At 43.0% G+C, this 13,798-nt stretch carries 11 protein-coding genes; 3 read left to right on the top strand and 8 right to left on the bottom strand.

The features are described 5' to 3' along the window. Positions 1-301 precede the first annotated feature (301 nt). Positions 302-1,726, bottom strand: coding sequence for a glycogen synthase GlgA (gene glgA, locus ACWNM1_RS13005; protein ID WP_449601239.1), 1,425 nt, complete (start codon positions 1,724-1,726; stop codon positions 302-304). 48 nt (positions 1,727-1,774) lie between these two features. Next, positions 1,775-3,712 carry a 1,4-alpha-glucan branching protein GlgB gene (glgB, locus tag ACWNM1_RS13000; RefSeq protein WP_449601238.1) on the bottom strand — a complete coding sequence of 646 codons (1,938 nt, stop codon included), beginning with the start codon at positions 3,710-3,712 and terminating at the stop codon, positions 1,775-1,777. 216 nt (positions 3,713-3,928) lie between these two features. Here glgB and ACWNM1_RS12995 point away from each other — a divergent pair, with 216 nt between their 5' ends. Then, on the top strand, positions 3,929-5,152 hold the full coding sequence (locus ACWNM1_RS12995) for a glucose-1-phosphate adenylyltransferase (RefSeq protein WP_076283564.1): 1,224 nt from the start codon (positions 3,929-3,931) through the stop codon (positions 5,150-5,152). A gap of 197 nt (positions 5,153-5,349) precedes the next feature. On the opposite strand, the gene ACWNM1_RS12990 is transcribed toward ACWNM1_RS12995, so the two are convergent. The 6 genes from ACWNM1_RS12990 to ACWNM1_RS12965 form a co-directional block, all read right to left on the bottom strand. Next, a complete protein-coding gene (locus ACWNM1_RS12990) occupies positions 5,350-6,408 on the bottom strand; it encodes a GNAT family N-acetyltransferase (protein WP_449601237.1) in 1,059 nt (352 codons plus the stop codon). An 11-nt stretch (positions 6,409-6,419) separates the two neighbouring features. After that, positions 6,420-7,877, bottom strand: coding sequence for a sensor histidine kinase (locus ACWNM1_RS12985; protein ID WP_449601279.1), 1,458 nt, complete (start codon positions 7,875-7,877; stop codon positions 6,420-6,422). Further along, complete coding sequence (locus tag ACWNM1_RS12980) at positions 7,874-8,572, bottom strand: response regulator transcription factor (protein ID WP_042128265.1); 699 nt, start codon at positions 8,570-8,572, stop codon at positions 7,874-7,876. The genes ACWNM1_RS12985 and ACWNM1_RS12980 overlap by 4 nt, the downstream gene beginning before the upstream one ends. Then, positions 8,565-9,842, bottom strand: a complete 1,278-nt coding sequence (locus tag ACWNM1_RS12975) for a hypothetical protein (protein ID WP_042194029.1) — start codon at positions 9,840-9,842, stop codon at positions 8,565-8,567. The genes ACWNM1_RS12980 and ACWNM1_RS12975 overlap by 8 nt, the downstream gene beginning before the upstream one ends. Positions 9,843-9,882: 40 nt before the next feature. Beyond that, entirely contained in the window at positions 9,883-10,608 is a 726-nt protein-coding gene (locus ACWNM1_RS12970; RefSeq protein ID WP_076283562.1) for a phosphonate ABC transporter ATP-binding protein, read from the bottom strand. Positions 10,609-10,698: 90 nt separating this feature from the next. Further along, on the bottom strand, positions 10,699-11,853 hold the full coding sequence (locus ACWNM1_RS12965) for an MFS transporter (protein ID WP_449601278.1): 1,155 nt from the start codon (positions 11,851-11,853) through the stop codon (positions 10,699-10,701). 162 nt (positions 11,854-12,015) lie between these two features. Here ACWNM1_RS12965 and ACWNM1_RS12960 point away from each other — a divergent pair, with 162 nt between their 5' ends. Together ACWNM1_RS12960 and ACWNM1_RS12955 are read left to right on the top strand one after the other, a co-directional pair. After that, positions 12,016-12,933 (top strand): ArsR/SmtB family transcription factor, encoded by a 918-nt coding sequence (locus ACWNM1_RS12960; RefSeq protein WP_042188782.1) that lies wholly within the window; start codon positions 12,016-12,018, stop codon positions 12,931-12,933. 36 nt (positions 12,934-12,969) lie between these two features. Further along, a complete protein-coding gene (locus ACWNM1_RS12955; protein WP_076283560.1) occupies positions 12,970-13,716 on the top strand; it encodes an HAD family hydrolase in 747 nt (248 codons plus the stop codon). Positions 13,717-13,798: the final 82 nt, after the last annotated feature.

Here is a 13,798-nt window from a genome sequence, read left to right as displayed (position 1 = left end):
AAATCCAAGTTGTCTCTTTGACCGACTTATTATAAATCAGAACGCATGAATATGCAAAGGCATAATTGTGACAATAACTTCCTTTTATTGGGTTTCAAAGCAAAGAATTCATTCTTCTGAAACATATTATTCAACATTTATTCAAATTTTATATAATTTTATACATTTTTACTATTCCCTAACTTAACCAAATCATGCGGCAAATCGCCTCTTATTTTCATCAAAAAAAGGAGTGCACTTAAAGTATGAGTTATACTTCAGTGCACTCCCTTATTATCCTATTACGGAATCTAATGAATCCTTATTCCGTAATTTCATTATAAATATCAATGTACTGTTGCGCCGATACATTCCAGCTATAATCTCCAGCGAATGCGTTTTTCGTAATCTTTTTCCAGTGTTCAGGCTGCTTGTATAATGAAATCGCCCGGCGAAGTGTAAACATCATATCGTGGGCGTTGTAGTTACTGAATGTAAAGCCGTTCCCTTCACCGGATTCTTCATTATAAGCTTGAACTGTGTCATTCAGGCCACCAGTTTCCCGCACAACAGGTATGCTGCCGTAGCGTAAAGCGAGAAGTTGACTGATTCCGCAAGGCTCAAACTTGGAAGGCATCAGAAAGATATCACTAGCAGCATATATTTTGCGTGAGAGTGCATCATTAAAGAGGATTTGTGAAGATAGCTTTGTCGGATAACGCCAAGCCGCTTCCTTAAACCATCGCTCATAGGACTCATCCCCCGTTCCAAGCAGAACAAATTGAATGTCATCCTTATACAATAGCTCATCCAATACACGCGTAAGCAAATCTAAACCTTTGGAATCCACAAGACGAGTAACCATAGCCACCATCGGAATATTAGCATCCACAGGTAGTCCTAATTCCTCCTGCAAGGCTAATTTATTCTCCGTTTTCTTCGCCAGATTAGAACGATAACGGGTAACAAGACTTGTATCCGTTGCAGGATTATAACTTTTTGTATCAATTCCATTCACAATACCGCTCAAAACATCCGCTCGCGCATTCAATAATCCATCCAACCCGTAACCATAATATGGTGTTCGAATTTCTTCCGAGTAGGTTGGACTTACTGTGGTGACACGGTCGCTATATACAATGCCACCTTTTAAGAAATTCACATTCCTGTAATACTCCACGCCTCCAAAATAACTGCTGTCCAGACCCAATAGCTCACCAAGCACTTCATAAGGAAACACACCCTGATACAGCAGGTTATGTATGGTAAATACACTTCGCATTTCGCTGTAAAATGGATTGTGTCGATAATGACCCTGAAGCAGCATTGGGATTACAGCCGCATGCCAATCATGGCAATGCAAGACGTCGGGCTGAAAATCAATAGCTGGCAGACACTCCAGCACCGCACGATTATAGAACGCGAAGCGTTCCCCATCGTCCATATATCCGTAGATTCCGTCCCGTCCAAAATAATATTCATTGTCGATAAAGTAAACGGGAATACCGTCATAAACCATATGTTCGATCCCGCAGTATTGATTACGCCAGCCGATTGGCACATACACTTCTGTTAAATGCTCCAATTTTGAAGTGAACTTTTCTGGAATCCCACGATATTTAGGCAAAATCACTCGTACATCCACCCCGGCACCCTTCAGCGCTTTAGGTAATGCCCCAATGACATCGGCCAGACCACCCGTTTTGATAAATGGATGAGCTTCAGCTGCGGCAAATAAAACTTTCATGATTATTTCCCCCTTTAAAGTGTACGGATTCTCTATTCGTTCTTTAATCTATGACTCATTTGCCTCTTTACTCTTACCCACTCGTGACGTTTTCTTAAACACCAGGAAGCTAAAAGGCGGTAATGTTAGCTCTATACTGTTCACCTGATTATGCCATTCCAACTTTTTGCTCTTCTGAGGCAAGTTGTGTATACCCGAACCTCCGAACGCTATATCTTCCGAGCTAAAAAGTTCTTCATAAGTCCCTGGGCGTGGAACACCTATACGATACTGTTGGCGCTGGACAGGTTGAAAATTGATGATAAACAGCAACGTATCTCCAGGCTTCTTGCCTTTACGCAAATATGAAATTACGCTTTGTTCATTGTCATCTGCATCAATCCATTGATAACCCTCTTGGGAATGATCAAGCTCCCACAGGGCTTTCTCCGAGCGATACAGTTTATTAAGTGCAGCAGTGTAAGCTAGCATGCCGCGATGGCTGTCATAGTCCAGCAGTAGCCAATCCAGCTGTTCCTGATCCTTCCACTCGATAAATTGACCAAATTCTCCACCCATGAACAGGAGTTTCTTTCCGGGATGAGATATTTGATAACCGAGCAGTTGTCTAAGTCCTGCGAACTTTTGCTCATAAGAACCTGGCATTTTGTCCAGTAATGACTTCTTGCCATGTACAACCTCGTCATGTGATAACGGTAATGCATAATTTTCGGCATAAGCATAACATATTGGAAATGTTAATAAATTATGATGATGAGGGCGCCCCCAAAAATCATGTTCTATGTAGCCCAATGTGTCATTCATCCATCCCATATTCCATTTGTAGTTAAAACCGAGGCCACCTTCATGAGCTGGCGCTGTAACTCCCGGCCAAGCACTAGATTCTTCTGCCATCATTAATGCCTTAGGAAAATACTGAAATATCGCTTTATTCAGGTTCTGAATAAACTTAATGGCTTCTAAATTCTCCAGACCACCATTCACATTACGTCGATATTGATGAGCTTGTTTCTCAAAATCGAGACGTAGCATACTGGTAACCGCATCTACACGCATCCCGTCAATATGATAATATTCAAACCAAAAGAGTGCATTAGAAATGAGGAACGAAGAAATCTCAGGCTTGCTGAAGTCGAACGATAGGGTTCCCCAGCCTGGTTTTTCCGCTAACATTGGATCTGCATATTCATAAAGTGGCGAGCCATCAAACATTCTTAAACCGTGTGCATCCTTTGCAAAATGGGCCGGAACCCAATCCAGAATGACACCAATTCCAGCTTGATGCAAATGATCGATTAAATACATCAACTCATGGGGTTCACCATATCGGCTCGTAGCCGCAAAATACCCCGTGCCTTGATAGCCCCATGACAAATCGTATGGATGCTCAGCAAGCGGCATAAACTCAACATGGGTATAACCCATTTCCACCAAATAAGGAATTAATAATTCACTCATTTCCTGATAGCTGTAAAATTCCCCATCTTCTTTTTGACGCCAAGTTCCAAAATGCATCTCATAAATGTTCATCGGTTGATGATATGGAGCTTTACTCTTTCTCCGCCATGCAGCATCTCCCCAACGATAACCACTGAGATCCGTAACAACGGAAGCAGTCGCCGGTCGAACCTCAGCTTTGAAGGCAAAAGGATCCGCTTTTAGGAAGCTGGAGCCATCACTGGCAACAATCCTGTATTTGTAAAAAGTTCCCGGCTGTATTCCCGGAAAAAAACGACTCCAAAATCCTGAATCGGGTATCTTATATAACGAGTCCATGTCCTGCGTTCCATCCCAGCCATTATGATCACCAGCTAGTCCTACATATGTCGCATGAGGAGCCCACACGGTAAAGCGCACGCCCGTAACGCCTTCTTCAGCGGCAGTGTGCGCACCCAGCATAGAATAGCTGCGATAATTGGTGCCCTCATGGAACAAATAAATATCAGCAGCTGACGGAAGGGTATCGATTGTTGCTTTTTCAGCCAATTCTACACCACCTTTTTTGAATGCTTGTACCTATTACATTACCCGAATATTACCATTTTGAAAATGATTTGATGTGAAAACAAAAGATTTTCTGATAAAGAAATATTAATTGTAATTTTTCTTTTTACACAGCAATATACTTCACCTATGTCGTTTCAAGTGCTTGTCGTGAGTTTATATATCAAGCATTGACAAAATAAATGGGAGGGATAACAAATGAATAACAAAAAAGATTGTATCGCCATGCTCTTGGCAGGAGGGGAAGGCCGCAGATTGGCTCCCTTGACTTCCAGTATGGCTAAGCCTGCAGTCCCTTTCGGTGGACAGTATAAAATTATTGATTTCCCACTAAGTAATTGTGTAAACTCTAAAATTGATACAGTAGGTGTCCTGACGCAATATGAAGCTGAATCCTTACATGAACACATCGGTGAAGGTGAGCCTTGGGGCTTACATAGTCAAAAGGATAAAGGTGTAACCCTGCTTCCTTCCGGTGTTGAAGGCAGAGATAGCTATACAGGAACTGCTGATGCAATTTATAAAAACATTGAGTATATCGATAGCCGCAATCCAGAACATGTTCTCATTCTATCCGGTGATCATATTTACCATATGGATTACCGAAAAATGTTGGATTACCATGTAGAGAAGGCTGCAAAAGCCACCATCTCCGTAATGGAGGTGCCTTGGGATGAAGCCAGTCGTTTTGGAGTGATGAACGTAAATGATGAACTAAAAATCTCTGAGTTTGCGGAAAAACCAAAAGTACCCAAAAGTAATTTAGCTTCTATGGGTATATATCTGTTTGAGTGGGCTTATCTGAAGGAGCACTTGTTACGGGATGCAGCTAATCCGAATTCCAGTCATGACTTTGGTAAAGACGTTATACCAACGATGCTTGATCAGAATGATGATTTATTCGCTTACCGCTTCAAAGGATACTGGAGAGATGTAGGTACTGTGGGTAGTCTTTGGGAAGCACATATGGATCTTCTGCAAAAAAACAATGGCATGAAGCTCGACAAAGCTCATTGGCCGATGTATAGCCGGAGTCGCCGGACTAAGCTTGCTGTTCATAAACCACGTGTTCAGATTCCATCAACCGACTCTCTCGTGAATGAATTCTGCACGCAAGAAGGCAGCTTGCAACGTTCTGTAATCTTCAATGGTGTGGAAATTGGAAAAATGAGCCAAATTAAACAAAGCGTTATTATGCCTGGCGTTCGCATCGGACGTGGAGTACAGATCGAAAATGCCATTATTGGCGAAGGCGCCATTATTAAGGATGGTGCTGTCGTCAAGGGAAGTATTAATAATATTGTAGTTGTTGGGCCCAATGAGACCGTAGCTCCTAAGCCAGCGGTTCGAAATCAACCCTCCCGTCTGTTTCAGGATGTTTATGAGAAGACAGGACGTCTACGGGAAGTTCTCCCTTCATAAAGACCATTATATATATAAATACTTAATCAAGCAAAAACGCCTTCGGCGTCCCAAATGGACGGTAAGCGTTTATGCGAGAAATATAAGGATAATGTATAGTGTGAAACTTATATATTCTTATATTTATAAAAAGGGGGCTGTTGTCCTGGTCGAATATGACCAGAGCAACAGCCCCTTCGGTTGTTTGAAGTTAACCTTTATGATTCATGGAGCGCTAACCATTCTCGATCTAAAATGCTCATTTCCACACAATCTACATATTGCTCCCCAAACAGCGCTGATTCGCGCTCTACACCCTCCCGCTTAAAGCCCAATGCTTCATAGGTTTTCAGGGCTACGGTGTTGAATGCAAAAGCTCCCAGAGAAATACGATGCAGATCCAAGCTCTCAAATCCGATCCGGAGCGTTTCATTCATCATCCTTGTTCCAAAGCCTCTACCCTGATAATCAGTATCTACTACTACTCTGCCAATACGTGCAGATCGATTCACCCGGTCTATGGCTGAAAAACTGATGTGTCCCACGACCTGCTGAGTAGCTTCATGCACCGCACAGAAAATAAGGCGATCAGAATTCGCTGGATGATTAGCCCCATCTAAATACTTAGTAAGCTGGTCATCGTCAAGAGGAAAAGTTAGTGAAGGTCCAGCCCATTGCTTCAGATACTCAGGTGAGACACTCCATCGTTTCAGATGCTCAAAGTCCGATTCAGAAATAAATCTAAGAATCAGACGATCGGAATCAGGTTGTTCCTCAAAATGCTCATACAGGTTCACTAAACGACCATTTCCCATATCGTTAGTACCCATGTAATGAAAACCCATGCTCTGATAATAACGATTGAGTTTAATGTTATGTGCGACGGTATCAAATCTGAGTCCTATGCAGCCTAGTTCTTTGGCTCGCACCGCAGCATATTTAAGCATATGCTGACCAAGTCCCTGACTGCGGTGTGAACCCGCTACAGCTAATCTATGCAAATATGCATAAGACTCATCGTTTTTACTTCCCCAGTATTGAGGATCACTGAATTGTAACGTGAACATTCCAACAACTGCCTCATCGTCAATCGCAAGATAAACATGCCTATCAGCGAAATAGCCTGTGATATCATTCTCGTTAAATTGGCCGGGGGTCCATTGCTTAATCCCATTTCGTTCCATCCAATTTGCTGCTTCCTGTAGCAGCCTCAAGATATCACCTGTCCGATCAGGTTCTCCACGAACGATCCTAATCGAATTCCCCCATACTTCCATTTCCATACCTCCTAGACATCTGATTCAGGTAAGGTAGCTGTTATTTGTGCTACATGATCTGAATTGACTTCAGGCAGCTTCTCAGTAAGTGGCAAGATTACGGTAACTTCAGTTCCACTACCTAGCTCACTTTCCATTTCGAGCTTCCCGTGATGAAGTTCCACGATTTGTTGTGAGATGGCTAGACCTAAGCCCGTTCCCCCGTTCAACGCATCCACTTGAAAGAAACGGTCTTTCACTCTGGAAATATGTGCTTCACTAATCCCAATCCCACTATCACGAACCATGATAGCAGTCTCTGTAACCGAAATTCTCTTCGCAGACAATTCTATACTGGACTCCTCATGTGAAAACTTCACGGCATTGTCTACCAGATTCAAGAACACTTGTTTCAGACGATTGGCATCCCCTTTAACATAGATCCCGTCTTCACATTCAAGAAGCAGGTGAATCCGTTTCTTCTCTGCCTTGGCCCAAATATTAAGTATAGTCTCCTGAAGTAACACTTTCACGTCAACAGTCCCAATGGACAGCTTCATTTGGTTCTGCTGCAGCTTTGAAAAGTCTAGAATCTCCTCTACTAGACCAATCAAGCGTTCGCTTTCTTTGGAAATGATGCTGACTCCAAGCTTCGTCTCCTCCGGATCATAGCCACCAGAGACCAAGGTTTCACTCCAGCCCTTGATACTAGTAAGGGGTGTCCGAAGCTCATGTGAAATGGACGAGATGAAATCATCCTTAATCTGATTACTGCGCACAATTTCCTGAGCCATATAATTCAGCGTTGAAGCCAAGTCACCGATCTCAAATTTGTAATTCCCCTTAATCCGCACATTAAATCTACCCTTAGCCATTTGGGCTGATACCGCCGTAATGTTATTGAGCGGCTTTACGATTGAATTGGCAAGTCCGAAGCTAAACACGATAACAACAGCCATAACAGCTGCACCTATACCTATTGACAGTAACGTAAGATTAAGCAAATCGTTGTTAATACCCTCAAGTGAAGTAAGATATCTTAGAATATACGTATCACGTCCGTGAACCTGCAGCATCTTAGACACAGCCATAACACTCTCGTTAGTACCACTCTGGCGTCCTACCCAGCGGCCAATACTGCCCCCTACCGCTTCAGGGACGTCACTAGTTGTAATCGTACGGTCAGGCTGAAAACCGGTCGAACTGGTAATCATGTCACCATTCATGGTCAATACTTCTAGCTCTGTATTGGGCAGCTCAAATCTATCCAGCAGTACTTGCAGCTGATTCGAGTTGTTATCGCCATCTAGCTCGTATTTATGAAAAAACGACTCTGCCGTGGTAATGTGATTTTTCATCTTGCTATATACACTGTCATAATAATACGTTCTGATGGCAAGCAGGAAGATAACTTCTACGAGGAGAAGCGCCAAAAAAACTACAAGAATGTAGTGTAGAACAATTTGTCTGCGCATCCCCTTCTTAATCATTGTACTTGGCCTTTCCATCTATATCCGTGTCCCCATACCGTTTGCAAAAATTCTGGCTCTGACGGATTATTCTCTATTTTTTGACGCAGACGACGAATATTCACATCCACAATTTTGGGATCACCCATATACTCCTTGCCCCACACATGATCCAGCAGAAGATCGCGGCTGAGCGGTGTATTTTCTTTTTCGAGGAAGAATTGAATCAACGAAAACTCCGTTGGCGTCAGTTCAATCGCTTCATTATCACGTTTAAAATGTTTGGAAATAAGATCCAAGGTAAATGGCCCTGAAACGAATGAAACTTTCGCTGACTGTTCACGATGAACGTTCACTCGGCGCAGCAAAGATTGAATTCGAGCAATCAGTTCTGTCGGGCTGAATGGCTTGCTAACGTGGTCATCCGCTCCTACAGACAATGCATACACTTTATCTTGCTCTTGAACCTTGGCTGTCAGAAAAATAATACCCAAACGCTCATTGGTTTCTCTGACCCGTCTACATACTTCAAATCCATCAATACCCGGAACCATTACATCCAACAGAGCGATATCAATATCAGGGATCGTGGTTAACTTGTGAAGAGCTTCATGCCCATCCGCAGCCTCTATCACTTCGAACCCATTACGCTTCAAGTTAATGACAATAAAACTACGAATGGACTCCTCATCTTCCAGTATCAGTACTTTACTCATCTATTCCCTTCCTTTCTATAGGGGAAGCAATTTTATTGCTTCCTTCCTTTGTTGTACTTTGTTCTAACTTACCGCGGTAGGCGATGACCTTGTCTGCATCACGTGCAAGCAAATCCCAACCGTCATTTTTTACTCGATCCCATTCTGAAGGAGAAAAGAAGGAAACCTCAGCAACCGTCTCACCGGTATCTGACATGATAAACTTAAGGTTCTTATCCAGAACCGATTTCGTATCAACTGTCACCTTTCCATGCCATTCCGGAGAAAAATTAATATTGAATCGATCCGATGGATCATGATATAGCTGGGTTGCGAAGGTCAGACCTTCTTTCCCATCCCATTTATAATAGGAGGTAAAGTATGGAATTTCAGCTGGATCGAAATACTCCCATCCTTTAGGCGCCTCAAGCAATCCAATTTCAATAATGCCATCATGATCAATATCTTCACTTGCAATCCGACGATCTTTATAAGTCCGCGCATCGCCTGGTAATACCACACGCAGCTTGTTATTCTCCATAACGACAATAGAGGTATAGGCAGATTGGGAATCCACCGCAGCATCCAATACGATTCCTTCTTTATTCTCTGAGATTTTTCCTGCAACAATATTGTAATAATTATTAAAATAAGGGTCGATATTATCAAGCTTGTCGAGTACCTTAAAGCCATCATTGTACTGATAGACCGAAATGGTTGCAAATTCATTTCTTTTAAAGTAAACAACGGTTATGTCCTCAATTCCATCTCCATTAAGATCATCAATCATATATTTTGTATAAGGATGTGAAAGCACTTCTTCTAATGTTCCGCTAGAATAGCTGTATACGACAAGACCCTTTTCTTCACCTTGTGAATACCCGGTAACAATTTCAAGCTTCCCATCACCCGTCATATCCTTCAAATCAACCGACTCCAGCACAGACCCGTCGCCATCGAATACAAGTTTCTTGACCCAAGTGTCGCCCTGTTTCTCCAGTATCATCCCGTGAATCTGTACGGCTTCACCTGGAGTCCTATAGAACACTAGCGTCTCCATAACTCCATCCTTATTGAGATCTTCAGTAAAGATGGTACTATCATCGTCATTGGTCGGACGAATCAACGTGGAACCTGCTGGCTTAAGTGAATTAATAGCAGCCATAAGTGTTGCTTTGTCAGCAGACAATTGTGGGGATTTCATCTTAGAAACAGGATCACTGATGAAAGTACAACCCGACAGTACGGATAACGTCAGCGTTGCGGCTACAAAGCACCTAAGACTTCTCATATTCAACTTCATCACTCTTTTCCTTATCCGTGTCCTATATTTAAAGATTTGCACGTTCTTGGAACGTTAATCTACGCCCCTTTATATCATGCTTAATTCTGCCATCTTCTAGTACCCATAGACGCGTAGCAAAACGTTCCGCTAATTCAATCGGTAACACCGTTACAACCGTAAGACCGGTTTCTTTACACAGCTTCCGCAATGTTTCCAAGACACTCTCCGCGGATTTAGGATCTAATCCCGTAACCGGTTCATCCGCTAAAATCACTTTAGCACCGTGAGTCAACGCTCTAGCTATCGCTACACGCTGCCTTTCTCCGCCACTAAGTTGGCTTGTCTTCATCTTCGCTTTATCCAGGAGGCCAAGGGCGTCCAGTTCATCCATTGCACCCATATAATCATCTGAACGTACCATCCCAGTGACCATTCGCCATAACGGCGTTTGTGAAGACTGGCCGATCAGTACATTTTTCAATGCAGTACGGTTAGGATTGAGCTCTGCATTCTGCTCCAGGTATGCCCACTCGCGGCGGATTTTTCTTTTACCTGTAAAGGCACTCGCCATTATATCTGTACCGTCCACTCTAAAATTCCCTCTATCCCACTTCTCACGCAGTGCTAAACAGCGCAGTAAAGTGGTCTTACCGCTACCGCTAGCTCCAAGTATAGCTACGAACTCACCCGGTTCTAATTGAAACCCTATATCCTGTAGAACTGGATTCTTATCTTCCCCAACTGCCTTGGCTAAGTGTTCAACTGTGATCATAGTTCAGCCTCTCCCTGTCTTTATCTATAATCTATAGTGTACTCTGAAAGCCAGATGAATTTCCATGCGAGCACTCGTTCTTATCTTACCTCAAATTTTTTGCCGTGGCGAGAAAAATAACCCAAGCAATCCGAAGGCGATATATAAAGCGCCCATCAAGCCGAAAATCCCCCCGCCCCAGCCGACTTGCATGAGCAAACCGCCGATACCTGGACCTATAATACTGCCTATACTAAAATGAAAAGAAGCAACCACATTTGCAGCAGGCAGTAAATGTCGTGGTAAAATATCCGCAGCCAGACTAAGCCCTAATGAGAAAAAGGAGCCTACAAGTCCACCAGCAATCATCAACAGCACCATAGTCACTTTGAAATGGTCACCTGCTAATGGCAGTAATGCGAAGGCAATCCCGCCTCCAATCCCAGTAAGTATCAATACCTTCTTTCGACCAAAACGGTCGCTCCACAGTCCTAGCGGGAATTGTAACAGCAGTCCTCCAATGCCCGCAAAAGGCAATAAGGCTGCAATTTGATCCGTGCTGTATCCGATCCGGAGGCCATACACTGGAAAATTACTATTTAAGCTTGCTTCCATGAAACCGTATAGGAGTGCAGGAATTAAAGCGAACCAAGCTAGACTGTAACAACGTCCAAACCGGCGTACCTGACTTTCTCCACTCTCAACTTTATCTGGACGTGAATCCGGAAGCAATGTAACGGCTAGTATTAGGACCAGCAAAAAAAGAAAAGCTAGAACAATAAAGGGTGTTTCCTGACCAAAGCGCAGCAGACTAATTCCAAGTGGCCCCATGCTAAAGCCCAGACCATAGGACATCCCATACAGGGAAAGATTTCGTCCGCGATGCTCGGCAGGTGTCATTAGCAGCACCCATAGCTGGGCGGCATAATTGATAGCTGCATCACCAACACCTACAAGTAGACGTAACACAAACCATATTTTGATTCCAGGAAAAAAGGGGAATAAAAGCAAGCTTACTAAGACTAAGCTTATCCCGCCAGCAATCAGTTTTTTGAATCCAATCGCTCCGAGAACTCTTTCAGCAATTAAGGTCATTCCGAATGATCCTATGTATAAAGCAGCTGCATTAAGTCCATTAAGCGAAGAGGAAACTCCTTTCTGCTCCAATAGAATGGATAATACGGGAAGCAGCATTCCTTGGCTGAGTCCAGCCGCTATAGTAGCGGTAATAAGAATCATGAAATTCATTTTGCTGTTACTTCGGATCGATAATTTTGGCCGGTCTGACACAGATGATATCCCCCTATGATTAATAACGCTAATTTGTTCTAACGCCAATTGGCAAACACCGAACATTATAGTGGACAACCCTCTTCAAAACAAGAGATAATATGAAGATGTTACGGATTTCCTGGGGGTGCATGAGACATGGAGTACGAATTAAAGATCGACGTATCGCCGGTTTATGAACTGCTGGACAGTTTTATGTTATATGTAACTAGAAAATGGATCTCCAATTTGGACATTGGTCCCCACTGGATAAGTGATGTGGAAGATCGCATTTCTCCTCATAAGGTAACAGCTTTAATGCAAGCCGCCGAGTGGCCTTTTACGGATTATGATGTGCTATATGCCTGGGTTTACATTCGAGGACCCGCAACTTCAGTGCAGCATTTCTTAGATGATCTGGATTCAGCCTCCATAGAAGAATGTTATCAGCAAATCGCTCCGCTCATTCAGGAGTTTACGATTGAAGATGCTTTGCGGATTCGGAGCAGCTATAGTCCACTCTTGCGTCTCTGGTACGAGCAATACTTCCGCCATGTGGAGCACAAAATATTACCGCTATTAATTGAAGATGCTTCTGAGAAAAAAATGCTTGAAAGCAAAATGGACCCCATTTCTCTAATTGAATACGCATCTGGCGGTGTAGTTTTTGAGGAGATCACGGATCTAAAGACGATTGTATTACTACCAACTGTTCATAATCGTCCGATTAACACTTACTGCTTCTACAAAACCATGGTGATCGTACAATATCCTGTAGATGTACCTTTAGAAGATGAAAATGAACCACCTATGGTGCTTTTGCGCATGACCAAGGCACTATCCGACCCCACCAGACTTCGATTGCTTCGCTATGTCGCACATGAACCCAAGTCGTTGTGGGAGATGCAATCTGATCTTAATCAATCCAGAGAAATGCTGATGCATCACCTCATGATTCTCCGAGTAGCCGGCCTACTCCGCATCCATCTTAGAGGTGAACAAGATGAACGTTTCAGTATTCGCCCTGACGGCGCATCAGAGCTTCAAATGTTCCTAGAGTCTTATATTTATCTATAGAACACTATACAGATACAGATCCAAGGAGTGAGAGATATGAAATACATGACACAACAGGTGATTTTCGATCTAGATGATACACTAGTCCACTGCAACAAATATTTCGATCTGATTTTAGGGCAATATTTTGAGCTAATGACAGATTGGTTTAATGAATTTGGCCCGAGCACCAGTGACCTACGCGACAAACAAATAGAAATTGACGTGCACACGGTCAACACAAGTGGTCTTGCCAGCGATAATTTCCCTAAATCCCTAATCGCTACCTACCGCTATTTCTGCGCCAAATATAATCGTCCGACGGACCGTTTTCAAGAGCAACAGTTACACAAGCTTGGATTAAGCGTCTATGATCAAGAAATCGAAGCTTACCCTGGCATGGTTGAAACGCTGGATACCCTGAAGCAGGATGGTCACCATTTATTCCTGTATACGGGCGGAGACGATACGATCCAACAACGTAAAATTGAGCAAATGAAGCTAGATGCTTACTTTGATGACCGGATCTATATTCGTCAACATAAAAATGTTGAGGCACTTGAAAATATTTTGACTACGCAAGGCTTTGACCGCAAACGCACCTGGATGATTGGTAACTCTTTACGTACAGATGTACTTCCGGCAGTAACCGCAGGCATTAACAGTATCTATCTGAAGCAACAGAATGAATGGAGCTATAACCTTATTGAACTGGAGCAAGAAATGCAACAAGCAGTGAAGACCATTTCCTCCATCCATGAGGTGCCTCCTGTTATTCGTACTGCTACCCTGCAGAAACTCTAGGTGCAAAGTGACCTCAGACATTGTTACAAATGACATATCTACTCTACCTCTGGGATGATTATACTATTTTTGTACAATTCCT

The organism is Paenibacillus sp. Marseille-Q9583 (assembly GCF_976954365.1).
The sequence above is the reverse complement of the archived record's forward strand: the minus strand, read 5'-3'. Positions and strand labels throughout refer to the sequence as shown.